This window comes from Rhodococcus aetherivorans (assembly GCF_011058165.1).
Classification (GTDB): domain Bacteria; phylum Actinomycetota; class Actinomycetes; order Mycobacteriales; family Mycobacteriaceae; genus Rhodococcus; species Rhodococcus aetherivorans.
The window spans coordinates 1-23,910 of the sequence record NZ_JAALEG010000061.1; the positions used below are offsets into that span (position 1 = coordinate 1).

Here is a 23,910-nt window from a genome sequence, read left to right on the forward strand (position 1 = left end):
CCCCCCGGCAGCCACCGGGCCCGGCCGGGTGAGCGCGCCGACCGGGCGTGAGCTAGCGGACCGGCTCGGCCGGATGGGCATCAGCGTGCTCGTGGTCGCCTGGGTCCTGCACGTGGGGTCGATGGTGCTGCGCGGGCTGGCCACCGCCCGCTTCCCCTGGGGCAACATGTACGAGTTCGTCACCGTCACCTGCGCGATCGGGGTGCTGGCCGGTCTGATCGTGCTGCGCCGCCCGGCGCTGCGGGTGGTGTGGATGTTCGCGCTGCTCCCGGTGCTGGTGCTGCTGTTCGTCGCCGGCACCGTGCTCTACGCCGACGCCGCCCCGGTGGTGCCGGCGTTGCAGTCGTTCTGGCTCCCGATCCATGTGTCGGTGGTCTCCGTCTCGAGCGGGGTGTTTCTCGTCGCCGGGGTGGCCAGCGCCTTGTTCCTGGTGGCGGTGCGGGCCGAGCAGCACCCGACACCCCGGCTCACCCGGGTGATGCGGCGCCTGCCCGACGCCCGCGCCCTCGATCGCCTCGCGTACCGCACGACGATCTTCGCCTTCCCGTTGTTCGGCGCTGGCGTCGTTCTGGGGGCGATCTGGGCCGAAGCCGCCTGGGGCCGGTTCTGGGGCTGGGACCCGAAAGAGACCGTCTCGTTCATCGCCTGGGTGATCTACGCCGCGTACCTGCACGCCCGCGCCACCGCCGGCTGGCGCGAGACCCGCGCCGCGTGGATCAACATCGCCGGTTTCGTGGCGATGCTGTTCAACCTGTTCATCATCAACATGGTGGTCTCGGGACTGCACTCCTACGCCGGCCTGAACTGATCCGCAGGACCCCGCGGGCCGGGCACGCTGTGCCGACCCTGCGGGCCTGTCGGAGAACAGCTGTCGAGGAGCGCCGGATGGACGTGGATGCGCCGTCCGTCCCTGCGCGGTGGCGCCGCGGGCCCGGGCCTGGCGGCGCTGGGGGCGCGCCGCGTCCAGTGGGGTGGGCGTTGTGTGCCGGCTTTCCACCAGACACCGGTGGTGGCTGGCGCCGGGCGCGATCGCGCTGCTCACCGCTGCGGTGACGGTGGGTCGGCTTCGGCTACGGCTATCGCGTCGGCCTGGGTTTTTCCTGCCGTTGCTGCCCGTCGGTCACTGTCTACGTCGAGGCGGTTGCCGTCGGTGTCTTCGGGACGCTCGCCGCGATGCTCAGCCGCCGCTGGCGGGCCCGGATGCCGTTCGGCCCCTTCCCGTAGGCCGACTCGACTCGGGCCGGTGGACGGTCCACACGAGCCAGAGTCGACGACACCGGCGGTGACCGTGGCCGCGGTGCCGGGCAACGTGCCCACCCACAACGCCGCCTTCGGGCGCATCGAGATGACCGGCAGTTGCCGTGGCCCCGGGTTCGTGCCCTCGAACACGGGCCGCGCCGCGGTGGTTGCGGCCGGCAGCGGCGTCAGTGCTGTGAGCGCCGCCGACGGCACCGTCACCGACCGCAGTGCGATGTTCCCTGTCCCCACCCTCGTCGCGGACCTGCCGCTGAATACGGAACCGACTTGGACGACCCGGCTCGGCGCCGGTCCCGAGGCGCTCGCCGCCGCGGCCACGGTGGCACCGTTTCGGCCACCACGGCATGGTCACGGCGACCTCTAAATACTAAGCAGGGTAGTTTTTATTCGCCCGTTCGTATATCGTTTCGTTATCTTCACTGATCCGGGTGGCCCGGGTCAACCGCGAAACAGCATGTCAGGAGCAAGGACGTGGCACGACACCGCAGCGCATCTTCCCGAAGGGATCGGCAGGACCGTGATGCCGGCGTGATCTTTCGGGTGGCACCGACGGGCCGCGGCGGCGCTCGGCATCGGGCGGAGCCGACAGGGACCGGCCGTCCCGCGATGTGGGCGTCGGCGGTAGCCACCGGCGCCCTGATGACCGCCGGAGCGCAGATCGCGGCCCCCGGGGTGGCGGCGGCCCAGCCTGCCGTCGCTCCCGTGCCCGTAGCCCTGCCACCGGAGATCGCCGCGCTGGCGGACCTGCCCGAGGTCGGCGCGGCGCTCGACCAGCTCGCTGCGGTACCGGGTCTGCCCGAGGGGCTGCCCTCCGCTCTTGCCGCCCCGCCGGCGGCTCCGCCGACCGTCGGCGTACCGACCGAAACTGCTATCTCGGCCGTACCGGCGACGCCGGCCGTTCCCGCCTCGGTCGCGACGTCGTCCCCGCTGGCGGTCGCCCCGGTCTCGGGCACCTTGACCTCGTCCTTCGGTCCCCGTTGGGGCGCCACCCACGCCGGCCTGGACATCGCCAACAGCATCGGCACCCCGGTCTATGCCGCCTCGACCGGCACGGTGATCGATTCCGGCCCGGCCTCCGGGTTCGGCCTGTGGGTGCAGATCCGGCACGACGACGGGTCCACCAGCACCTACGGGCACATCAACGAAACGCTGGTCACCGTCGGGCAGCGGGTCCAGGCCGGTGAGCAGATCGCCACCGTCGGCAACCGGGGCCAATCCACCGGCCCCCACCTGCACTTCGAAACCACGAACCCCTCCGGAGCTAAGGTGGACCCGAGCGAGTGGCTCGCCCAGCGCGGCGTCCCGCAGACCGCCCTCGCGAAGGCCTGATCGGAACCGGACGCACCCCCGCCGCCATCCCCCATCCGCGTCCTTCACGGGCGAGGTGGGAGCACGTTCTCATCAAAAACTAAGATTCGTAGTATTTACTGGGGCGGGAAGTGACCGCGGCGCATCGCGGCGACAGCGTCACAGAACCGGTGTCGGTGAGGAAGGCGGGTCCGTGGTGGGCGGTACAGGTAGGGCACCCCGAAGCAAGCAGTCGCGGGGAAAGCCCCGACCGGTCACCCTGTCCGGTGCGCGGCACATGCCGTGGCCGATGATCGGCGCCGGCGTGGTGGTCGTGGCCTTGATCGGGTTGATCGCCTACAACCTGGCACCGAGAATCGCCGAACGGGCCGAGACACAGAAGTACGTCCCGAACGCGGAAAACCCCGACCCGTCCACCGCGATCGCTGGGATGGAGAAGGCCGACTACCCGGCCGGCACGCACGTGCAGGCCCCGCAGCGGGTGGCCTACGACCGGACTCCGCCGATGGGAGGCCCGCACGACCAGTACTGGGCCACCTGCACCGGCACGGTCTATCCCGCGCCGATCCGCACCGAAAACGCGGTGCACTCGCTCGAACACGGCGCGGTGTGGATCACCTACGATCCCGACAGGGTGGCCGGAGACGAGGTGGCCACGCTGACCGCGCGGGTCGACGGCCAGCCCTACATGCTGCTCTCGCCGTATCCGGGTCTGTCCTCGCCGCTCTCGGTGCAGTCGTGGGGCCACCGGCTTGCCCTCGACGACGTCGAGGACGACCGGCTCGGTCAGTTCGTCGCCGCGCTGCGCCGCAATCCCAACACCCATCCGGAAGCGGGGGCGACGTGTTCGACCGTGCCGGGCGGGTTCGATCCGAGCGCCCCGCCGCCGTTCGACCCCTCGCCGCCGGGGCCGGATGCGGTGCCGATGACCGCCGATCCGCAGTCCGCGCCCGCCGCGCCGATGCCCACCGCACCCCGGTGATGGTTGAGCGCGATCTCGGTGCCGAGCCGGCCGTCGAGCCGGCTTCCGACGGACGCCGCCCCCGGCGGGTCCCGACGGTGGTGGCGGTGCTGGCACTGCTCGGGGGGCTGGTGCTGGGCATCGGCGGCACCCTGCTGGTCGCGGGCCCACCGGCCCCGCCCGGCGAGGGCTCGATCGACGTGGGCTTCGCCCAGGACATGTCGATCCATCACAGCCAGGCCGTGGAGATGTCGGCGATGGCGTTGACCAACTCCACCGATCCGGCGGTGCGCACCCTGGCCTACGACGTGATCACCACCCAGCAGAGTCAGCTCGGCACCATGCAGGGTTGGCTGACACTGTGGAACCGGTCGCAGCTGCCCACCGGGGAGCCGATGCGCTGGATGCGCGGCGCCACCGGCGCACCCGAGTCGATGCCGGGGATGGACGGGCACGCCACGATGTCCGTGGCACCGACGCCGACCGGGTCCCGGATGCCCGGCATGGCCACCACCGCCGAACTCGGCACCCTGCGCCGCACCACCGGTCCGACCTTCGACACGCTGTACCTGCAGTTGCTGCTGCGCCATCACCAGGGCGGTCTGCCGATGGCCCGTTACGCCGGGGCCGCCGCCGCCGAGGCGGCGGTGGCCGCGCTGGCGCAGCAGATCACCGAGACCCAGGAAGCCGAGGCGGCAACCATGACGCAACTGCTGACCGCCCGGGGCGCTGCGCCCCTGCCGATGAACTGACCCTGCCCCTGCGGTGCGAGCGGTGACGCACCGACGGTACCGGACGAGGCGGGCCCGTGAGCTGGACGGAGCCGTCGATGATGCAACTGACCCGACTGGTCGTGGTCTATACCCTCGCCCGCCTGGCCGTCGTCGCCGCGTGTGCCGGCGCCGCCGTTCTGGGTGTGCGCCTGTTCGGCCTCACGGTCTCACAGACCGGGGCGTGGATCGTGGGTCTGCTCGCCGGAATGGCGGTGGCGATGGTGGCGCTGCGCGGGCTGCGTCGCCGGGTCCACGACGAGATCGTCGCGGTCGACACCCGGCGCGGGCATCGGCCCCACCGACGGTGACGCGGGTGGGCGTCCGTGCGTCAGGCCCGCACCGTCAGATAGATCAGCACCAAGTTCAGGGCGGTGATGGTTGCGGCGATCGCCCAGGCCAGCGCGGTGGTGACGCGATGGTTGGCGTCGGCGCCCATCAGCGCCCGATCGCTGGTCAGCCGCACCAGCGGGATCAACGCGAACGGAATCCCGAACGAGAGCACCACCTGCGAGAGCACCAGCGCCCGGCTCGGATCGGTGCCGAGCGCGACCCACCGCCAGCGCCGGCACCAGGGTGATCAGCCGCCGCGCCAGCAGCGGGATCCGGCGCCGCAACAGACCGTCCATGATCAGCGCCCCGGCGTAGGCGCCGACCGAGGTGGAGGCGAACCCGGAGGCCAACAACCCCCAGCGCGAACAGCAACGCCACCGTCGGGCCCAGTTCCTGGCCCACTGCCGTATGCGCCCCGTCGATCGAATCGACTCCGTCCCGACCCTGCAGGGTGGTCGCCGCCATGAGCAACATGGCCAGATTCACCGTACCCGCCACCACCATGGCCAGCCCGACATCCCAGCGGGTGACCTTGAGCAACAGCGTGCGCCGGGGGCCGGGTTGAGGATGGCCGTGCCGATCCCGGGCCAATCCCGAGTGCAGATACACCGCATGCGGCATCACCGTCGCGCCGAGCATCGCCGCGGCCAGCAGGATCGACTCGGCCCCGTCGAAACGCGGCACCAGCCCGTCGGCCACCGCCTGGCCCGGTGGGGGGGCGACGACGACGCTGGTGACGAAACCGAACGCGATCACCAGCAGCAGGCCGGTGATCACTCGCTCGAAACTGCGCTGGCCGCGGGTGTCCTGCACCAGCAGCAGGACCAGCGACACCGCACCGGTGAGCACCGCCCCGGTCAGCAGCGGCAGACCGAACAACAGGTTGAGCGCGATTGCGCCGCCGATCACCTCGGCCAGGTCGGTGGCCATCGCCACCAGCTCCGCCTGTCCCCAGTACGCCAACCGCCCCGCGCGGGGCATCCGCTCGCGCAGGGCCTCGGGCAGCGACATGCCGGTGACCAGCCCGAGCTTGGCCGACAGGTACTGCACCAGGGCAGCCATGGCGTTGGCCGCGACGACCACCCACACCAGCAGATACCCGAACTGGGCGCCGGCACTGACGTTGGAGGCCACGTTGCCCGGATCGACGTAGGCGATCGAGGCGACGAACGCCGGTCCCAACAGCGTCCAGCGGCGCCACCGGGCCGTGCGCTCCCCCGCGTACTGGATCAGCACCCTCGGCCTCCTCGATCGGATGTCCTGAATTAAAATTCAGGTGAGCCGAAAACTCAAGTGGCGTGCCTCCGGCCGGGTCGACCGGAGCGGGCTCAGCGCGGCAGGGAACGCAGATAGGTGTTGTAGTCGGCCAGGTCCTGCTCCGCCTGCACCGCGCCGTGGCGCTCGCGCACCGCCGCGGTGCGCCGCTCGTGCCGGTACCAGCGGCTCGCGAAGAGCACCACCACCGCCAGCGCGATCGGCTCGCCGTAGGACCAAGCCAGCGCCCCGGCCCACTGCTGATCGGCGAGCGGATCGATCCCCCAGCCCGGCGGCGGGGCGGCGAAGGTGGCCACCATCGGCACCGAGGCCATCATCAAGATCACTCCGAAGAACACGTGCAGCGGCATCTCGACGAACAGGTCGAAGAACCGCCCGAGGTAGCCGGGCCGGCCCGGCAGCGGACCGACCGAGAGGATCGGCACGATGAACAGCAGCCCGGTGAGTAGAAAGAACACCTCGAGGCCGGTGTGGCCGAGCCAGGTGCCGGCGACGGCGTCGAACACCGGGGACAGATAGATCCCGTAGTAGCTCGCCAGGAACAGCGGGATCGTCACCGCCGGACTGAGCAACCACCGGGCGCCGCGGCTGCGCAGTGCCGCCAACGCCGCGGCCGAGATCATCCGGGCGGGTCCGTGGTGGGAGGTGGTGCGCAGCAGCAGCAGGCCCGGGGCGCCGAGCACCAACAACGGCGGCACCGCCATCGACAGGGTCAGATGCTGGAACATCCACACGCTGAACAGTACGAACCCGTACCGTTCCAGCCCCAGGCCGGTGGTGGCGCCCAGAAGGGCACACCCGGTCAGGAACGCGACCGTGCGCACCGCCGGCCAGCTGCGCCCGCACCGGTGCAGCCGCCACCGCGCCCAGCAGTACCAGGCGGCCAGCACCGCCGCGGTGAGCGGCAGCACCGGCAGCGGTGGCGGATCCCACGCCAACAGCGCCCCCAGCGACGGCGGCGCCGTCGGCAGCGGCATCCAGTCACCCATCACCGACCGCCCGGTACGCGGCGCGCGCCCGCTCAGCCCTTGCGGAAGGCACGCAGCGCCACCCAGGTCAGGCCCGCGACGGCCAGCACACCCAGCACGCCGCCGAGCAGGGGCCACAGGATCGACGAGCCTGGCTGCGCGTCGCCGACCGCGGCCGCCGGCGTCTCGCCGGCTGCGGCCTCGGACGGTGTCGGCGACGTCGCCACCGACGGGGCCGAGGCGGCCGCCGCCCCCGCCGCGGCGGTGACGGTGAACGTGTACGAGCCGGTGATGGGATGGCCGTCGGCGGAGACGACCCGGTAGCCCACGGTGTACTCACCGGGGGGCAGTGGTTCCGGGACCGCCAGCTGCACCCGGTCCCCGGCGACGTCGACCTGGGAGCCGCCGCGCTGCGTGCCGTCCCCGTCGGTGACGGTCACCGTGGCGAACGAGGCGTTGATCGGCTGATTGAACTGCAACTCGATCCGGTCCGGGGGGGCCGCGAGGGCCGCCTCGGCCGCCGGGGTCGAACCGATCAGGGCGCTGTGGGCCTGGGCGGGGCCGGCCCCGAACAACAGCACCGACACGACGGCGGCCACGACCGCGACGAGATTCTTCACAAGCACATTCCTCCTCGGCGCCCTGCCTGGCCGGCTGCGGGGTGGGGGTGTGGGTTGTCGGCGGGCGCGCCGGTGGGCGCTGCCCGGCGCCCACCCTACCCCATCTACTATGTGACGTAGTTTTACGGTTGGTCGGTGCTGGTGCCGGCCCGCCCAGGATGACTCGGGACGGACGAAGGCATGAAACTGACAACCAATGTGAAGGTCGGCGTCGCCTTGGTAGCGCTGTTCGTGGTGCTGCTGACGGTGCTGCTCTACACCAACCGCAGCCCCGCCGCCGAACAGGGCGGCGCCGGGGCCTCCGCGACGCCGGTGTGGACCGAGGAGATCCGTACCTTGACCACCGCCGCCGACGACAAGGTCCAACTGGTCGAATTCCTGGACTTCGAATGCGAGTCCTGCCGGGCGCTGTACCCGGTGATCGAACGCGTCCGCGCCGAGTACGCCGGGCGGATCGACCTCGGCCTGCGCTACTTCCCCATTCCCAGCCACACCAACAGCCATCTCGCCGCCCGCGTGGTCGAGGCCGCGGCCCGCCAAGGCCGGCTCGAACCGATGTACCGGCGCATGTACGACACCCAGGCCCAGTGGGGCGAATCGAGCCGGTCCCAGGAAGCGGTGTTCCGGCAGTTCGCCCAGGAGCTGGAGCTGGACATGGCTCGGTTCGATCGCGATGTCAACGATCCGGCCGTGGCCGCCCGCGTCGACCGGGATTTCGACGCCGGTCTGGCCCTGGGTGTGCAGGGCACCCCGACGCTGTTCCTCAACGGCGTCGAGCTGCCGGCGATGCCCAGCTACGAGGAGCTGCGCGCCCGTATCGACGCAGCACTCGCGCAGTGAGCCCGACGCCCGCACCGAGCCCGTCGTGGCACGGGGTCGACCCGGCGCCGGACGGCCCGGCGGCAGGGCGCAATCGCCTCGCCTGGCTTCTGACCGTCTGCGGTGGGCTCGGGTTGGCGGCGTCGCTGGTGCTGACGGTGGAAAAGGTGGCCCTGCTCGCCGACCCGTCCTACCGGCCCTCGTGCAGCATCAACCCGGTCATCAGCTGCGGGTCGATCATGGCGTCCTGGCAGGCGGAGCTGTTCGGCTTCCCCAATCCGCTGCTCGGGATCGCCGGGTTCTCGGTGGTAGTGACCACCGGCGTGGTGCTGCTGGCCGGGGCCGTGCCGACGGGATGGTACTGGAGCGCACTGTTCACCGGACTGACCGCCGCGGTGACGTTCGTGCACTGGCTGATCTTCCAGAGCCTGTACCGGATCGGGGCGCTGTGCCCCTACTGCATGCTGGTGTGGCTGGTGACCGTGCTCGCCTGGTGGTACTGCCTGCTGCAGCGGGAAACGGCGGATCCGACCCGACCGGGACGATGGCGGCCGCTGCTGCGCCGTCACCACGCGGTGGTTCCCACCGTGTGGGTGCTCACCGTGCTTGCCTTGATCACCGAGGCGTTCTGGCCCTACTGGCGGACCCTGCCCTGACCCTGGGGGCCGCTGGGGCCGGCTCGTGTCCGCGCCCCTCGTCCGCGCGCACGAGCCGGCCGAGTGCCGCCTAGCGGTCTGCGGGCGGATCTGGTTCCTGCGCGTCGCGGCGAGGCGGGTCGAGCCGGTAGTGGAACTGCTCGGGCAAATGTGTCTCGGCGTCGCGGCGGGCGGCCTCGGCCTCGAGCATCGTCGACGTGCGGGCCCAGACCACCTTGAGCCAGTGGAAGGCGAGCATCAGGACCGCCGCCCAGCCCAGGAACAGTCCGGCGCCCGGCCCGGCGCCCCCGGCGGCCGGATCGAGGGTCTGCCGTGACCACACCGCCAGCACCGCGAACACCACCGCCAGGGTGCATCCCGCGGACGCCGCCAACGCCAGCACCCACCGTCGGGTCACCAGCGCCAGCATCGACACCCCGATTCCGAACACCGCGGCCAGGGTCAGGAAGATCCGCGAGGGCAGGGTGATCGTCTCGGCCACCGCCTGCTCGGAGCCGGCCAGCATCTGCCAGCCGTTGGCGCCGCCGCTGTGCGGCAGGGCGAACGAGACGGTCAGCACCACCACGGCTGCGGCGACCACCACCGCCCGCATCCCCGGATCGATCTCGGCGGCCGCCTGCCGTTCGGCGGCCGCCAGCTCCTGCCGCCGCTCGGCCGGGTCGGGCTCGGCGGTGGGCTCGTGCGGTGACTCGGTCATCGCGCCTCCTTCATCCGGTTCGGGGCCCGACAGCCCCGGGCAGGGGGCGTCATCGGGGGTCGACGAGCAGCCGGGCCTGCGGTTCGTCCTGCCACACCTGCGAGACGACGGTGCAGTACGACCACGCCGTGGTCGACCAGCTGTCGAATGCCTCGGCCGTGCCCGCTCCGGCCGCGATCACCCCGGCCGCGGTGAGCACCGTGCGGTTGGCCAGAGCCGCGGCCGGGCTGCCGAGCTCGGCAACAGCCCCGGCGAGCAGCCCGGTCACCTCGAGCACCTCACCCGGTACGGCCGGCGCCGAGCTGGTCGTCAGGGGCGTCGGTGGCCGGCGGTGCAGACCCGCCCGCAGATGCACCTCGATCTGCACGAGGACCTGCTCGAGCGCGCGTACGTGGCGGCGGAGTTTGCCCGGACGGGCGATGTGCGCGCCGGTGACCGGCGCCAGCCGAGACAGCCGCTGCGGATCCGGCAGCCCGGCATGGGTGAGCACGAGCGGGGTCAGATCCCGGATCAGCCAGTCGGTCAGCAGCGCGGTGGCGCGGGGTGTGGCCGGCACGGCGACCGCCGGGGTGTGGGGGTGCATCCTCGTCTTCCTTCGACCGTGGTGACGATCACCGAGTGGACGGATCGGTGCGGGGATCGGGCCCGGACGCGTGCTGCGGCGACGCAGGCAGTTCCTCGACCCGGTGCTGGCCCGGCCCGACATGGGCCTCGGCGCGCAGCCGCGCCACCATGTGCGGGTAGTGCAGCTCGAACGCCGGGCGCTCGGACCGGATCTTCGGTAGCTCGGTGAAGTTGTGCCGCGGCGGCGGGCAGGTCGTCGCCCACTCGAGGGAGTTGCCGTAGCCCCACGGATCGTCCACGGTGACGACCTGCCCGTACCGGTAGCTCTTGAAGATATTCCACACGAACGGCAACACCGAGGCGCCGAGCACGAACGACCCGAGCGTGGAGACGATGTTGAGCGTGGTGAATCCGTCGTCGGGCAGGTAGTCGGCGTAGCGCCGCGGCATGCCCTCGTTACCGAGCCAGTGCTGCACCAGGAACGTGGCGTGGAAGCCGACGAACGTCAGCCAGAAGTGCCACTTGCCGAGACGTTCGTCGAGCATGCGCCCGGTCATCTTCGGGAACCAGAAGTAGATGCCCGCGTAGGTGGCGAACACCACGGTGCCGAAGACCACATAGTGGAAGTGCGCGACCACGAAGTACGAGTCGGTGAGCTGGAAGTCCAGCGGCGGGGACGCCAGGATGACACCGGACAGCCCGCCGAACAGGAAGGTGACCAGAAAGCCGATGGAGAACAGCATCGGCGATTCGAACGTCAGCTGCCCCTTCCACAGGGTGCCGATCCAGTTGAAGATCTTCACGCCGGTGGGCACCGCGATCAGGAACGTCATGAACGAGAAGAACGGCAGCAGCACCGCGCCGGTGGCGTACATGTGGTGCGCCCACACCGCGATCGACAGCGCCGCGATCCCGAGCGTGGCGTAGACCAGTCCGGTGTAGCCGAAGATCGGCTTGCGGGCGAACACCGGCAGGATCTCGGAGATGATGCCGAAGAACGGCAGCGCGATGATGTACACCTCGGGATGGCCGAAGAACCAGAACATGTGCTGCCAGAGCATGGCCCCGCCGCTGCCGGGATCGAAGATGTAGCCGCCGAGCAACCGGTCGTAGAGCAGCCCCAGTAGCGCCGCGGTCAGCAGCGGGAAGGCCAGCAGGACCAGGATCGAGGTGATCAGGATGTTCCAGGTGAAGATCGACATCCGGAACATGGTCATGCCGGGGGCGCGCAGGCACACGATGGTGGTCACGAAGTTGACCGCGCCCAAGATGGTGCCCAGGCCGGAGACGGCCAGGCCCACGATCCACAGGTTCGCGCCCATGCCGGGCGAGTGCAGCTCCGAGTTCAGCGGCGCGTAGGCGGTCCAGCCGAAGTCCGCGGCGCCGCCGGGGGTGAGGAAGCCGCTGACGGCGATGAGCGAGCCGAACAGGTACAGCCAGTAGCTGAAGGCGTTGAGCCGGGGGAAGGCCACGTCCGGGGCGCCGATCTGCAGCGGCAGGATGTAGTTGGCGAAGCCGAAGACCACCGGGGTGGCGTACATCAGCAGCATGATCGTGCCGTGCATGGTGAACAGCTGGTTGTACTGCTCGTTGGACAGGAACTGCATTCCCGGCACCGCGAGCTCGCTGCGCATGATCAGCGCCATCACCCCACCGATCGCGAAGAACGCGAACGAGGTCACCAGGTACAGCAGCCCCAGGACCTTCGGGTCGGTGGTGGTGACCATCTTGTAGACGAAGGCACCCTTGCGGCCCCGCCGCGGTGGCATCGGGCGGGTGGCGACGGGGACGGGTGGGGGAGCGAGAGCGGTCATGTGCTGTCCGATCCGGGTTTCTGCGCGAGCGCACAACGATGAGGCACTCGACAGCCTACCCAAATACTATGAAGAATAGTATTTGGGGGCGGTGCGGGGCCCGCCGCCCCTCAGAGCACGGCCAGGACCAGGCACAACCCGGCCGAGGCGGTGGCGAGGCCGGCCAGCGCGGCCGCCGCGGGCACGGCCATCGACAACGCCGCCGCCGCCGCGTACGACAGTCGCGGACACCGCATCCGCCAGCTGGTGCGCAGCTTGACCAGCCGCAGCGACGTCTCGTTGCTCAGCCCCAACGTCCCGGCCGGTTGCGGCAGCGGGGAGGCCGAGACGGCCACCAGCGCCGCGCACACCGTGGCGGCGCTGGTGGCGCGGGCGGCATGCTGGTCGGCGGTGAGCTCGACCAGGGTCTTGACCGCCGAGGGGGCCGCGGCGAACAGCGGCACGGCCGGGAACACCGCCGCGAGAATGTCGCAGGCGCTGACGAGGCGGTGATGGCTGCCGCGCAGGTGGGCCCGCTCGTGGGCGAGCACGGCATCGCGCTCACCGCTGCTCAGGCACTGCGACAGCCCGTCGGTGGCGACCACGAAGCCGGGCCGGCCGGCGACACTGTAGGCCATCGGCATCGGGTGCGCGAGCCACATCACATCGTCCCCCCGGGAGTGGGCGACGATGGAGATCACCTCGCGGTGGTAGTCGAGCAGCCGGGCCTGCGCCCGGGCGTGTCGCCGGCCCAGGATCACCGCCCGGGCCACCAGGGCGCTCAACGCCAACGCCCCGGCCCCGGCGAGGACTTCGGTGATCCACGGTTGGATGGCGTGCGAGACCGCGGACAGGCACCGCACCAGGGCCTCGACCGCGGACTCGGCCGGGGCATGATCGGGCCAGATCAAGATGATCACCGCCGAGACCCCGAAGAACAGCGCCCCGGCCAGGCTGCCCAGCCACGCCGCCAGCACCATCCCCGGCGGCAGCGAGGTCGCAGCCACGCGGCGCAGCATCGGCGGCGCGGCCACCGCGATCAGGGCGGCGCCGAGGAGCAGGACCAGAGCCAAGGTCATTGCTCGGGGGCCCGGCTGGTCCAGCCCCGGCGCAGGGCGTCGTACTCGCGGTCGGTCACCGTCTTGGCGAAGTGCAGCAGCACGGCACTGGGATCGGCACTGCTGTCCAGCAGCGCCCGCAGGGCCTGGGAGGTGGCTTCCTCCCGGCTGCGCGAGGGCGAATAGAAGTAGGCGCGGCTGCGCTTCTCCCGCTGCACCCAGCCCTTCTCGTACAAGTGGGTGACCACGGTCAAGATGGTGGTGTAGGCGAATTCCTTGCGAGCACGCAACCGCTCGACCAGATCGTGCACCGACTGCGGCTCGTCGGTCGACCACAGCTCGGTCATCACCTCGGCCTCGAGACCCCCCAATCCGTACATGACTCCCCTCGCGGACACTCGCCGATCATCGATGAACCTACGCACGCGCATCCGGGACGACCGGAACTCCGCGTGCGTTCAACCATGCCATGGGATCGGCCTTGCGACCGTCCGACGCCCACACCTCGTAGTGCAGATGCGGCCCGGTCGACTGGCCCCGATTGCCGACGGTGGCGATCTGCTCCCCGGCGCGCACCCGCTGACCCGCCGACACCAGCGCCTGGTCGATATGGCCGAACACCCCGATGGTGCCGTCGTCCTGCAGGATACGCACCCACAAGCCGAACCCCGAGGCCGGACCGGCCTCGAGTACCGTGCCGTCGGTGACCGAGACGATGGGGGTGCCGATCGTGTTGGCGATGTCGAGACCGTAGTGGGTCGTGCCCCACCGCGGCCCGAAGTTCGACGTCAACGTGCCGCTGACGGGCATCAGCGTCTTCGGGCGCCGTGCCTCGGCCTCGCGCGCCGCCCGGCGCTCCTCCCGCACCCGGGCCCGTTCGAGCTGGTCGGCGAAATCCGCCAGCGTCGGCACCTGCGAAACCTGCAACACCTGCGGGGCCTGCGACGGCGCGGCCGCCGTCGACTCGTCGGGATCGGCCTGTCGCCGGTCGAGGGTGTGCTCGTCGGTGGCGGCGTGAGCGCTCGAGGTCGCCGCGGTCAACAACGCTCCGGCCGCCACCGACACCGCCAGCACTCGTCCGCCGGCCCCGCCCCCGGGCCGGCGGTGGGCCCCCCGCACCGGTCGCCGGGTCGCTGCGAGCGGCCCCCGCGGTGGCGTCTGGCCGACCTGCGCCGTGTGTGCGGGACGGTCGGTCAGCGGCGCCGGCACCGCCGCGGCCTCGTGGTCCGCATCCGGGCCCCGGCCCGGCGCGTCGACGGGAAGCGGCCCCGAGGAGGCCTGATCCACGGCACGCGGTACGGCCGGGAAGGCGAGGTCGGGCTCGGGTCTGCGGTGTCGGGCCAAGATCGCATCCTTGTGAAGGAACCCGCTCGCTGATAACGAAACGGTGACGGACACCGACACATTACTACTATTCCGCATAGTTTCAACAACGAGGCAGTGGAGCCCCGCGGCGGCGTGGTCGGGGCGCCGTGCGGTCAGCGGCGCCGGTCGGGTCCGTCCGCCTCGCCCCGAACTCCGTCCAGTCCGCGCAGCATCGCGTTGTAGGCGGCCAGGTCCTCGTCACCGTCGCGGTCGATCTGCTCGTCGCGGCGCCGGGCGCGGCGTTCGTCGGCCGAGGCCCAGCGCACCGTCGCCAGCACCGCCGCCAGCAGCAGCGGCAGCTCCCCCACCGCCCATGCCAGGTTGCCGCCGAGGCGCTGGTCGGCGGCCAGGTCGTCGAAGAACCCCCGCCGCAACGAGGTGTAGTACTCGGCGGCGACGACGGTCTGGGCGTTGATCACCGACACCAGGAAGAAGGCGTACGCCGCCAGCGCCACCGCCGCCGCGCCCACCCGGGCCGTGGGCGCCGGGGGGCGCGGCAGCGGGTCCAGGCCCACGGTCACCCAGAAGAACAGCGATCCCACCGCCAGCAGCCACACGTTGGTCAGTACGTGGGCGACGTGCGATCCGGCGAGCGCGTCGTACAGTCCGGCGAGGTAGAGCAGATAGAAGGTGCCCACGAACGCCGCCACGGCCACCGCGGGGTGGGTCAGCGCCCGGACGGGCGTGCTCGCATACATCGCGCGCAGCCAGTCGCGCGCCCCGGGGGCGGCCCCGTCCGGCCGAGGGCGGACCGTGCGGGCCGCCAGGGTGAGCGGGGCGCCGAGCACCAGACACAACGGGGCCACGACAGCGATCGCGGCGGTGGCCGCAAGATGCACGCTGAACACCGCCGGGGCGTAGCGCCCCACCCCCGAGGACGTGGCGAGCAGCAGCACCAGACATCCGAGCAGCCACCCGACGGTGCGCCGGAGCGGCCACCGCCCCCCGGCCGCCCGTACCCGGCGCACCCCGAGCAGGTAGAGCGCCGCGAGCACCACCGCAGCGGTGCCCAGCAACAGATCGAAGCGCCACTCGGTCAGCATGCGCACCGGTGTCGGTGCCCCGTCCAAGCCGTAGCCCAGCACCTCCTCGACCAGGCTCGGGTCCCGCTGCTCCCCCACCGGCGGCGGGGTGCGTCCCAACGCCACCCCGAGCCCGACGGTCACCGCGAGCACCGCCGACTCCACCACCGCCAACCGGGTGAACGCCCGCCGGTCCGCCGGGTCGGCGGCCAGCGCGGTCACCGCGACGGTGCGTTGGCGCCACCCCAGCCAGCCCACCACCACCAGCGCCATCCCCTTGGCCAGCACCACGAACCCGTAGGCGCCGTCGAAGACCTGTCCCAGCGGCACCCGCACCGCGGCATTGACCACCCCGGACGCGGCCATCACCACGAACGCCGCCGCCGCGAGCGCGGAGAACCGGCGCGTGGCCAGATCCAGATGCCCCCCGCCGCGGACGGTGTGCAGCACCAGTGCCGCCAACCCGCCGGCCCACAGGCCGACCGCCACCAGGTGCAGCACCAGACTATTGGTGGCCAGATCATGCGAGCCCCCTGCCGACGAATGCCCCGTCACCGCCCGCGGCATCAGGCTTGCCACCGCCAACACCAGCAGCAGCGGCGTCCACCGGTGTCGCAGAACGAGCCGGCATCCCAGACCCACCACCGCTGCCAGCCCCGCCGTCCACAACCACGCGGTGGCCACCTCGATCTCCCCGACCGCCCGCAGAAACGGCAGCGGATCGGCGAAGACCACCCCCACGGGCTGGCCGGAGGTGTCCGACAACGACAGCGGCACCAGCGCCAGGGCACACCCGGCCCACACCGCCGCCGCCGCCCCGGCCGTGCGCACCGCCCGGTACCCGTCGACATCGAGCACCCCCGAGCGCTGCGGCGGCACCAGCACCGCCGCGAGCAGCAACGACCCCACCATGACCGCTGCGGACACCTCTCCCACCGCGGTGGCCGCCGGTAGGCCGTATCTCGTCAGCGCCCCCGGATCCGGCAGCCCCAGCAACCGCAACACCTCGGTGCTCGACACCGCCGCCAGCATCGTGGCCACGACAGCCGCGCCCGCCGTCCAGCCGAGCATCGCCCCGACCACCGCTCTACCGTCCCCGGCGCTCGCCACGGCACAACCTCACCCTCGTTTGTCGTTCGCCCGTTCCCGCCGGCCGAACCCGCAGACCTGCACCTCGCCGCCGAAATACTAAGAAGAATAGTTGTCCGGCGTGGTCCGCCTCCGCCACCCCACGATTGCACATATGCATATATGACAATATGATCGCTTGTGCGTCGACGAAAGGAAGACCGATGAGCCACGGACACGGACACGGCGTCTCCCCCGCCCAGGCCGCCAGCGCCTCCGGCCGGTACGTCCGCCGGCTCTGGATCGCCGTCGCCCTCGGCCTGACCACCTTCGTGACCCAGCTCGCCGTCGGCCTGTCCACCTCCTCGCTGGCCCTGATCTCCGACTCCGCACACGTGTTCACCGACGTGTTCGGCATCTTGATGGCGGTCACCGCCATCACCGTCGCCCAACGTGCCCGCACCCGGCCGGACCGCACCTTCGGCCTGTACCGCACCGAAGTCTTTGCCGCACTGGTGAACGCCGCACTGCTGTTCGGCGTCGCCGGCTGGGTGCTCTACGAAGCCGTCCAGCGTCTGTCCGACCCCCCGGAGGTTCCCGGCCTACCCGTCACCCTCGTCGCCGTGGTCGGCCTGGTCATGAACGTCATCGCCTTCCTGCTGCTGCGCAAGGGTGCGCAAGAGAGCATCAACGTCCGCGGCGCTTACCTCGAAGTCCTCGCCGACATGCTCGGCTCGGTCGGCGTGCTGGTCAGCGGCCTGGTGACCCTGGTCTTCGGGTGGCGCTACGCGGACCCGCTCATCGGTGTCGCCATCGGCGTGTTCGTCCTGCCGCGGGCCTACAATCTCGGCCGCCACGCACTCGGCATCCTGCTCCAGCAGGCACCGGCCCGCATCGACGTCACCGAGGTCAACGCCGCACTCGACGCTGTGCCCGGGGTGCGAGAAACCCATGACCTGCACATCTGGACGCTGACCTCCGGCATGGAGGTCGCGTCCGCCCACCTGACCACCGAACCCGACGCTGATCCCACTACCGTGCTCGCAGCAGCGCAAACCCTGCTGGCCGAACGGTTCCACCTCGAACACGCCACCGTGCAGGTCGAGCCCCCTGAGAGTGAAGGTCGCTGCCGCGAACTGCAATGGTGACCGACCGCAAGGATCGGTGGGCCGGCCTCGGGCATACCGGCAACGGTGCATCGCACAACCCGGCGAAGGTTCGCTGTCGTGGGGCGCAGGCCAAGGCCGGCCACGTCGCCCGCGCCGCAGGCGTCCGCGCCCTCGAGCGCAGCATCGCCGCCGCCGAAGAACAACTCCCGCACCCTGCGCCGGGCCGCAGGGCCGGCTCGCCGCGTGGAACACCCTCGGGGACCGCACCCACACACGGTGGGGCTTCGCCGGCGGCCCGGTGGCCGACAACGACACCGCAGCCCTGGTCGCGGCGATCCGTGAGGTCTGGTCGATCTGATCGCCGACCGCGCTGGCACGACCGGCAATGGAACCGGCAAGGCTGGGACGGGCACGGCACCGTCGACAGCGGCGCAGTCGACCGGTGACATGTGCGCCACCAAGGACGACTGCGTCGAGTCTGAGTGGTGGGCACACTACCGGCGCGTCCGCGACCGAGGTGGTTCACGCGGCTTCATTCTCCCGAGCGGACGAAATCCCGCCGATCGCGGTCAGTGATTTGTTCGGATCGGTTGACGGTGAGAACACCTCCGGTGCGGGTGACGGTGCGAGCGGGTAGCGGCTCGGGGGCGGGGCTGCGGATGACCGAACCGTCCACGATCGAGAAGCGGCTGCCGTGACACCGGCAGCCGATGAACCCGTCGGTTACCTCCGAGACCGTGCAGCCCTGGTGGGTGCACACCGCGGAGAAGGCCCGGAACACCCCGGCTTCGGGTTGGGTGATGACGAGTTGGGTATCGGCAAGGACGATTCCGCCGCCGACGGGCACCTCGGATGCTGTGATCTCGGCGGGTGCACTCTCGTCCTGGCGCGGTTGCGTCGACGAGCATCCGGCGGCGGTGAGACAGCCGGCGGTGCAGGCCGCGGCGAGAACGGTGCGCCGGGACAGGGGCGTGGACACCAACGTTCCTCCAGGTGTGCGGGCGGAGCGGGTCCTCGGGGCGCGGTCAGGCGGGGACGGCCAGACCGGTCAGGTACATCAGGGTCAGACCTGCTCCGATGCCGGCGAGCACGACCGGCGCTGCGGCGGCGCGCCCGGCCCGCAGTGTCGGTGCGATCTGCACGATGACCTGGATGATCGCCCCGGCCCCGACCCCGAGGAGCAGCGCGGAGACGTCGGTGTTGACGACGGTGGCGCCGAGCACCGCCCCGAGGACCGCGGGGGCACCGGCGAGAAGCCCGAGCCCGAGCAGGGCCGGCACCGAGGTGCGCTCGCGGGTCAATGGTGCGACGATCGCCAGTCCCTCGGTGGTGTTGTGCAGGGTGAAGCCGATGACCAGGAAGGCGCCCAGGGCGAGCTCGCCGACCGCGTAGGCGGATCCGATCGCCAGGCCCTCCCCCAGGTTGTGCAGGCCGATGCCGAGCGCGATCATCGCGGCCAGGCGGAGCGCGGAGGCATCGGCGGTGCCGGCGCGCTTGCGTCGGGCGCGCAGGTAGCGGTCCACCCCGGTGAGGGTCAGGAACGACAGCGTCGCCCCCACCCCGACCAGTGCGGGACCGCCGAACGCGCCGCCGGTGGCGGTGGACAGTTCGATGCCCTCGGCGGTGGCGTCGAAGGCGAGGAACGCGAGCAGGCCGACGGTCACGGCGAGGGCGAACTGGACGAGCGCGGGGCGGGCGCGGCGCAGCACGGGCAGCAGCAGCATGCCGAGCAGCACCGGGATGATGCCGACATAGGTGCCCAGCAGCGCCATGAGGCCGAAGAACCGTGGCCCGGGTGTCGGCGTCGGTGCTGCGGCGGGGATTTCGTGCTCGATCGCCAGGCCGGTGGAGGTCAGCAACGACACCAGGTAGGGCTGCCCGGCGATCCACGGGTAGTCGAGGACGATCCGCTCGGAGTCGAAGCGGCCGAGGGCGTCGTCGGCCCCGGTGGCGGCGACGAAGACGTCGTTGACGACCACCTGCGCGACGGTCACCGGGTCGGGTCCGACGTTGCGCAGTGTCAGGATGATGCGTCCCGGCTCGAGGACGGTGCGTTCGACGGCGATGTTCTCGAGGGGTGGGCCGCTGCGTTCGGGCAGGGTCTGCCCGGCGACGAGCGCGAGCAGGGTCAGGGCGGCCAGGATGATCGCGACGACACCGGCGCCGGGAATCCAGCGGCCCCGCCCGCCGGCGGGTGCGGCCGGTTCCGGGGCGGTGCCGGTGTCCCCCGAGTCGGGGCTCTCGATGCGGTCGCCGGTGGCGGCCGGTGTGGGGTGGGGGTTCGGGGTCATTCGGACACCTCGAAGAATCCCATCCAGCCGAGGTCGGCGAACTCGGTCTTGTGTGCGTGGAACATGTATCTGCCCGGGTACGGGAATCGGAGTTCGCAGATGCCGCGCTGGCCCTGCGCCTGGACCACGGTGTCGGTGAATTCGGACGGTTCGAGCCGGGTGCCGGTGGGGTAGTAGTCGAAGAAGTTGCCGTGCAGATGAAAGCTGTTGACCGGGTCGTATTCGAGGACGTTGACCAGATAGATCCGGACCAGCTCGTTGCGCCGGACCTGGACCGGTTCGTGCATGTAGTGGAACGGGATGCCGTTGACGGCGTAGAGCTGGTTGCCTTCGCCGTCGAAGGTGGTGTTGTACCCGTGCATCACCATCACCATCTCGTCCGCCGGCGGCCGGTCCTGGGGTGGGTCGACGATGAAGGTGCCGTACATGCCGCGGGCGATGTGCTCGGCGAGCGGGCTCACATGGCAGTGATACAGGTGCACCCCGAACGGGATCGCGTCGAATTCGTAGGTGAACGACTCGCCCGGTTCGATCACACCGCGCCCCACCCCGGGCACCCCGTCCATGTCGGCGGGGTGGATCCCGTGGAAATGCATGGTGTGCGGATGCTCGGATCCGTTGGTGAACCGTACCCGCAGCAGGTCCCCTTCGCGGCAGCGCAGCGACGGCCCGGGGATGCGCGAGTTGAACGTCCACGCCGGGAACGTGATTCCCGGCGCGATCTCGATGTCCTCGTCGCTCGAGAAGATCTCCCATTCCCGCAGGGTGCGACCGTCCGGCAGGACCGAGACGGTGCCGTAATCGAAGTCGCGCAGGATGGCGTTGGGGTGGAACCCGTTGGCGGAGTGGTCCACCTGCCGACCGAGCCGGAAGGTGGGCCCGTTGACTCCGCCGCCGTGTGCGGCCGGGTTCGAGCTGTGCCCGCCGTGTCCGGCCGCGGGGCCGCCTTCCTGGGCTACCCGGTCCGCGGATCGGGCGATCCCCCCGGCACCGAGCACCAGGCCCGCGGACCCCGCCAATGCTCCCCCGAAGAGCACCTGACGGCGGGTCGGGGCGTTCACGCGATTGCCGTCGGCGACATTGTCCGGGCACACGAAACCATGCGAGTAAGACGAAGCACATCAAAAAGTTTGGCACACCGAAATCAATACTTCAATAATGCAAAACCCAGGGGTGGGACAGGGGTGAGCGGGATGTCTGAGGCGTTCCCGCGCCGCGGGTCACCGGGCCCGCTGGTGCGTTCCTGCCGGGTGCGGATCGCCACGGCGGCCAGCAGCGCGATCCGGCCTGGCGGCGACGGCAGCGCCGAGGTGCTGGTCGCACCTCGGGAAGATCGCCGTCGCGTGGATTGGAATCCTCGAGGTCGAATGCTAGGCGGTGACCGAGGGGGACTCGCGGGGTCAGCGGGCTTCGATGACGCCCATCATGCCGTTGTCCTCGTGGTCGAGGATGTGGCAGTGGTAGACGGTGCGGCCGGGAAAGTCGTCGAATGCGACGCGCACGGTGAGGCGACTGCGAGCCGGGATGTCGATCACGTCCTGCTGGTGGGGCTCTGCGATCGTGGCGCCGGAGGTGAGCTGCATCGGCCACACGTGCAGGTGCATGGAGTGATCCATGGGCGAGTCGTTGACCAGGGTCCACTCCTCGATCGTGCCGAGTCGCACGGTGTGGTCGGTGCGGTCGGGGTCGTACGTGCGGCCGTCGATCGTGAAGCTCATCCCGCCGCTGTGGGTTCCCATGCCCATTCCCATGCCGGTGCCGAAGACGAATGTACGGGTGGCGGCAATCGGTTCGCCGCGCAGATCCCGCGGCGGGGTCTGTGGCGGGATCGCCGCCGGTGACATCGTCGGCGGCCCGGTGACCTCGAGGTGGGCCAGAACGGTGCCGTTCGGATCCGGCTGGGGTTGGGACTCTGGACCGGGCATGTCCGCACCGCCACGTCGCATCATGCCCATCATGCCCAGGGTGCCGCGGTCGACGGGCAGGGCACGTAGCTGCGCCGATCCGGGTGTGGTGTCGATCAGCACGTCGGCACGGTTGCCGGCGGCGAGGTCGATCTGCTGCACGGGCCGGGGTTCGCGGAAACGACCCGAGTCCAGGCCGATCAGCCGCAGGGATTGCCCGTCGAGTCGGAGTCGCAGATGCCGGCTGACACAGGCGTTGACGATGCGCCACCGTTCCCGGGCGCCGGGGCGGGTGGTCACGGTGGGCCGCACTTGTCCGTTGGCCAGGATCAGGGCCCCTTCTCGCCCCAGCATGCGGTCCATCATGGTCGGCGCCGGGATGGTCCCGGCGCCGTCGATGCTCAGATCGGAGAGCACCAGGACCCGCTCGACGGTGGTCGGGATCGGGTCGGGGTCCTCCACGATCAGTGCCCCGTACAGGCCCGCGAAGATCTGATCGGCGACCAGGTGATGGTGGTGCGGGTGATACCAGTACACCCCGGGGGGATGGTGGTCCGGCAACCGGTAGTCGTAGTCGAAGTCGGTGCCCGGCTCGACCCGCAGGAACGGGTTGTCGGAGTTGCCGGAGGGGGAGACGAGCACACCGTGCAGGTGCAGATTGGTCGGTTGCGGCAGCCGGTTGCGCAGCCGGACCTGCAGCCGATCCCCGGGACTCACCCGCAGGGTCGGGCCGGGCACGCCGTGGTTGAACCCGAATCCGGCAACCTGGGTTCCGGCGAGTGGGAAACGTCCCGGTGCCGCCTCCAGGTCGAGGGACAGCGCGCCGCCGTTGCCGGCCAGCACCGGTGCCTCAACCCATGCGGCGGCGGAGACGGTCTCCGGTCGGGGCGTTCGGGTGGACTGCCACGCCAGTCCGAGCCCGCCGGCGGCGGTGGCGGTGACACCCAACGCGCCCAACTGCAGGGCCCGCCGTCTGCTGATCGGTTCCATGAGCGCGCCTTCGAGCTAGTCGTGGCCGTCGAGCACGCGCCGTCGCTCACGGTATTCCTCGGAGTCGATCTCGCCTCTGGCGTACCGCTCTTCGAGGATCTGCCGGGCCCGGCCCTCACCCGGCGGAGGGGGGTAGGTGCTGCTGGGGGCGGCGAAGTGGCCGCCGGAACCGGACGGTCGGGAGAGCAACCGGATCGCCAGCACCACCAGGACCGCCAGGCCGAGCAGCAGCAGCGCGGCGAACAGCCACATCCCCCAGCCGCCGTTCATTCCCCAGCCGCAGTTTCCGTAGGGCATCACCGCAGATTCCTTTCCGGGAGGGCCATATCGACCGGCCACCGTGTGCCCGGCCTGCCCTCACGATACGCCCGGGGGCATACGGGCAGTGAGAATGCGCGGTCCGGTGCTGCCGGATGTGGCGCCGAGTGCGGTGTGCCGGCCACCCGAGGGTTCTACCGTGAGGGGCGGGGTGCGGCGGCGCCCGGTCGGCGGCACGGAGAGGAGTGCGATGAGGAAGCAGTCGCTGATCGCGGTGGCACGCCATCTCATGGCCCATGCCGCCACCGCCGCCAGCGGTCGGAGCGCTGAGACCGTCTACGGCGGCCACGAGCAGACGTTGCGGCAGACGGTCATTGCGCTGATGGGTGGGCAGTCGATGGGCGAGCACGGCAGCCCGGGCGAGGCGACCGTCTACGTCCTGCGGGGTCGGCTCCGCGTGAGCAGCGGCGACGCCTCGTGGGACGCGATGACCGGTGACCTTCTCGTCCTTCCCCGGACCCGGCACCGGCTCGACGCGCTGGAGGACTGCGCGATGTTGCTCACCGTGGCCAAGACCTGACCGGGGCCGAGCCGGGGCCGCGGGCGCGCCGCGGCGGCGAGGTCCTCGGGAATCGGCATCGGGGCGGTCGGCCCGGCGCCGGCGCGGCCGGGTGTTGCCCTCGGGATAGCGGCCCGCCGCGGAGCCGGGGCGGCGACGATGATCCGCACCACCTGCCCGAGGGCCTCGCGGGCGTCGCGGCGGCGCAGCGCCGGAACGAACATCGCGACGTGGTTGCCGGTGTGGGGCCAGGGCTACGGTCGGG

At 71.1% G+C, this 23,910-nt stretch carries 24 protein-coding genes and 2 pseudogenes; 10 read left to right on the plus strand and 16 right to left on the minus strand.

Annotation, left to right across the window (positions count from 1 at the left end; genetic code table 11):
- From ccsB to G6039_RS20915, 6 genes are all read left to right on the plus strand, one after another.
- Window positions 1–808 (plus strand): c-type cytochrome biogenesis protein CcsB (ccsB, locus tag G6039_RS20890; RefSeq protein ID WP_164528104.1); only part of this gene is annotated, 808 nt, incomplete at its 5' end.
- Window positions 809–1,282: 474 nt separating this feature from the next.
- Window positions 1,283–1,621, plus strand: coding sequence for a carbon-nitrogen hydrolase family protein (locus G6039_RS20895; protein ID WP_010596784.1), 339 nt, complete (start codon window positions 1,283–1,285; stop codon window positions 1,619–1,621).
- A 275-nt stretch (window positions 1,622–1,896) separates the two neighbouring features.
- A complete protein-coding gene (locus G6039_RS20900; protein WP_230304633.1) occupies window positions 1,897–2,586 on the plus strand; it encodes a M23 family metallopeptidase in 690 nt (229 codons plus the stop codon).
- Window positions 2,587–2,842: 256 nt separating this feature from the next.
- Window positions 2,843–3,547, plus strand: coding sequence for a DUF3105 domain-containing protein (locus tag G6039_RS20905; RefSeq protein ID WP_010596786.1), 705 nt, complete (start codon window positions 2,843–2,845; stop codon window positions 3,545–3,547).
- Window positions 3,547–4,278 carry a DUF305 domain-containing protein gene (locus G6039_RS20910; RefSeq protein WP_010596787.1) on the plus strand — a complete coding sequence of 244 codons (732 nt, stop codon included), beginning with the start codon at window positions 3,547–3,549 and terminating at the stop codon, window positions 4,276–4,278. Before G6039_RS20905 ends, G6039_RS20910 begins: the two co-directional genes overlap by 1 nt.
- Before the next feature lie 77 nt (window positions 4,279–4,355).
- Window positions 4,356–4,607, plus strand: coding sequence for a DUF4229 domain-containing protein (locus G6039_RS20915; RefSeq protein WP_231386050.1), 252 nt, complete (start codon window positions 4,356–4,358; stop codon window positions 4,605–4,607).
- A 20-nt stretch (window positions 4,608–4,627) separates the two neighbouring features.
- Here the strand turns inward: G6039_RS20915 and G6039_RS20920 are convergent.
- From G6039_RS20920 to G6039_RS20930, 3 genes and pseudogenes are all read right to left on the minus strand, one after another.
- A pseudogene (locus G6039_RS20920) lies at window positions 4,628–5,865 on the minus strand (Nramp family divalent metal transporter).
- 92 nt (window positions 5,866–5,957) lie between these two features.
- Window positions 5,958–6,881 (minus strand): cytochrome c oxidase assembly protein, encoded by a 924-nt coding sequence (locus G6039_RS20925; RefSeq protein ID WP_010596789.1) that lies wholly within the window; start codon window positions 6,879–6,881, stop codon window positions 5,958–5,960.
- A gap of 44 nt (window positions 6,882–6,925) precedes the next feature.
- Window positions 6,926–7,498: a copper resistance CopC family protein gene (locus tag G6039_RS20930; protein ID WP_230304632.1), complete on the minus strand. Its 573-nt coding sequence runs from the start codon at window positions 7,496–7,498 to the stop codon at window positions 6,926–6,928.
- Between the two features lie 174 nt (window positions 7,499–7,672).
- Here G6039_RS20930 and G6039_RS20935 point away from each other — a divergent pair, with 174 nt between their 5' ends.
- Entirely contained in the window at window positions 7,673–8,332 is a 660-nt protein-coding gene (locus G6039_RS20935) for a DsbA family protein (protein ID WP_010596791.1), read from the plus strand.
- A complete protein-coding gene (locus G6039_RS20940) occupies window positions 8,329–8,967 on the plus strand; it encodes a vitamin K epoxide reductase family protein (protein ID WP_029540267.1) in 639 nt (212 codons plus the stop codon). Before G6039_RS20935 ends, G6039_RS20940 begins: the two co-directional genes overlap by 4 nt.
- 70 nt (window positions 8,968–9,037) lie before the next feature.
- On the opposite strand, the gene G6039_RS20945 is transcribed toward G6039_RS20940, so the two are convergent.
- The 7 genes from G6039_RS20945 to G6039_RS20975 all read right to left on the minus strand — a co-directional run bounded on the left by G6039_RS20945 (window position 9,038) and on the right by G6039_RS20975 (window position 16,549).
- Window positions 9,038–9,664: an Rv2732c family membrane protein gene (locus G6039_RS20945; protein WP_010596793.1), complete on the minus strand. Its 627-nt coding sequence runs from the start codon at window positions 9,662–9,664 to the stop codon at window positions 9,038–9,040.
- A gap of 49 nt (window positions 9,665–9,713) precedes the next feature.
- On the minus strand, window positions 9,714–10,247 hold the full coding sequence (locus G6039_RS20950) for a hypothetical protein (RefSeq protein ID WP_010596794.1): 534 nt from the start codon (window positions 10,245–10,247) through the stop codon (window positions 9,714–9,716).
- 28 nt (window positions 10,248–10,275) lie between these two features.
- Window positions 10,276–12,042: an aa3-type cytochrome oxidase subunit I gene (gene ctaD, locus G6039_RS20955; protein ID WP_010596795.1), complete on the minus strand. Its 1,767-nt coding sequence runs from the start codon at window positions 12,040–12,042 to the stop codon at window positions 10,276–10,278.
- 110 nt (window positions 12,043–12,152) lie between these two features.
- Window positions 12,153–13,100 carry a M56 family metallopeptidase gene (locus tag G6039_RS20960; protein WP_010596796.1) on the minus strand — a complete coding sequence of 316 codons (948 nt, stop codon included), beginning with the start codon at window positions 13,098–13,100 and terminating at the stop codon, window positions 12,153–12,155.
- A complete protein-coding gene (locus G6039_RS20965; RefSeq protein ID WP_010596797.1) occupies window positions 13,097–13,459 on the minus strand; it encodes a BlaI/MecI/CopY family transcriptional regulator in 363 nt (120 codons plus the stop codon). Before G6039_RS20965 ends, G6039_RS20960 begins: the two co-directional genes overlap by 4 nt.
- Window positions 13,460–13,496: 37 nt before the next feature.
- Window positions 13,497–14,423, minus strand: coding sequence for a M23 family metallopeptidase (locus G6039_RS20970; protein ID WP_010596798.1), 927 nt, complete (start codon window positions 14,421–14,423; stop codon window positions 13,497–13,499).
- A gap of 134 nt (window positions 14,424–14,557) precedes the next feature.
- Window positions 14,558–16,549, minus strand: a complete 1,992-nt coding sequence (locus tag G6039_RS20975; protein ID WP_010596799.1) for a bifunctional copper resistance protein CopD/cytochrome c oxidase assembly protein — start codon at window positions 16,547–16,549, stop codon at window positions 14,558–14,560.
- Between the two features lie 209 nt (window positions 16,550–16,758).
- Here G6039_RS20975 and G6039_RS20980 point away from each other — a divergent pair, with 209 nt between their 5' ends.
- Window positions 16,759–17,682 carry a cation diffusion facilitator family transporter gene (locus G6039_RS20980; RefSeq protein ID WP_010596800.1) on the plus strand — a complete coding sequence of 308 codons (924 nt, stop codon included), beginning with the start codon at window positions 16,759–16,761 and terminating at the stop codon, window positions 17,680–17,682.
- Window positions 17,683–18,175: 493 nt separating this feature from the next.
- Here the strand turns inward: G6039_RS20980 and G6039_RS20985 are convergent, their stop codons facing one another.
- The 5 genes from G6039_RS20985 to G6039_RS21005 form a co-directional block, all read right to left on the minus strand.
- Window positions 18,176–18,622 (minus strand): QcrA and Rieske domain-containing protein, encoded by a 447-nt coding sequence (locus tag G6039_RS20985; protein ID WP_043797847.1) that lies wholly within the window; start codon window positions 18,620–18,622, stop codon window positions 18,176–18,178.
- A gap of 46 nt (window positions 18,623–18,668) precedes the next feature.
- Window positions 18,669–19,934, minus strand: a complete 1,266-nt coding sequence (locus G6039_RS20990; protein WP_010596802.1) for a ZIP family metal transporter — start codon at window positions 19,932–19,934, stop codon at window positions 18,669–18,671.
- Window positions 19,931–20,995 carry a multicopper oxidase domain-containing protein gene (locus G6039_RS20995; RefSeq protein ID WP_037202585.1) on the minus strand — a complete coding sequence of 355 codons (1,065 nt, stop codon included), beginning with the start codon at window positions 20,993–20,995 and terminating at the stop codon, window positions 19,931–19,933. The genes G6039_RS20990 and G6039_RS20995 overlap by 4 nt, the downstream gene beginning before the upstream one ends.
- Before the next feature lie 339 nt (window positions 20,996–21,334).
- A complete protein-coding gene (locus G6039_RS21000) occupies window positions 21,335–22,828 on the minus strand; it encodes a multicopper oxidase family protein (protein ID WP_010596924.1) in 1,494 nt (497 codons plus the stop codon).
- A 15-nt stretch (window positions 22,829–22,843) separates the two neighbouring features.
- Window positions 22,844–23,125, minus strand: a complete 282-nt coding sequence (locus G6039_RS21005) for an SHOCT domain-containing protein (RefSeq protein ID WP_029540279.1) — start codon at window positions 23,123–23,125, stop codon at window positions 22,844–22,846.
- Window positions 23,126–23,336: 211 nt separating this feature from the next.
- On the opposite strand from G6039_RS21005, the gene G6039_RS21010 reads away from it, so the two are divergent.
- The gene (locus tag G6039_RS21010) at window positions 23,337–23,666 is read left to right on the plus strand and encodes a cupin domain-containing protein (RefSeq protein WP_010596926.1); all 330 of its coding nucleotides are present in this window, start codon (window positions 23,337–23,339) and stop codon (window positions 23,664–23,666) included.
- 44 nt (window positions 23,667–23,710) lie between these two features.
- Here G6039_RS21010 and G6039_RS31465 read toward each other — a convergent pair.
- Window positions 23,711–23,887 (minus strand): annotated as a pseudogene (locus tag G6039_RS31465) (DUF3703 domain-containing protein); the annotation flags it as partial.
- Window positions 23,888–23,910: the final 23 nt, after the last annotated feature.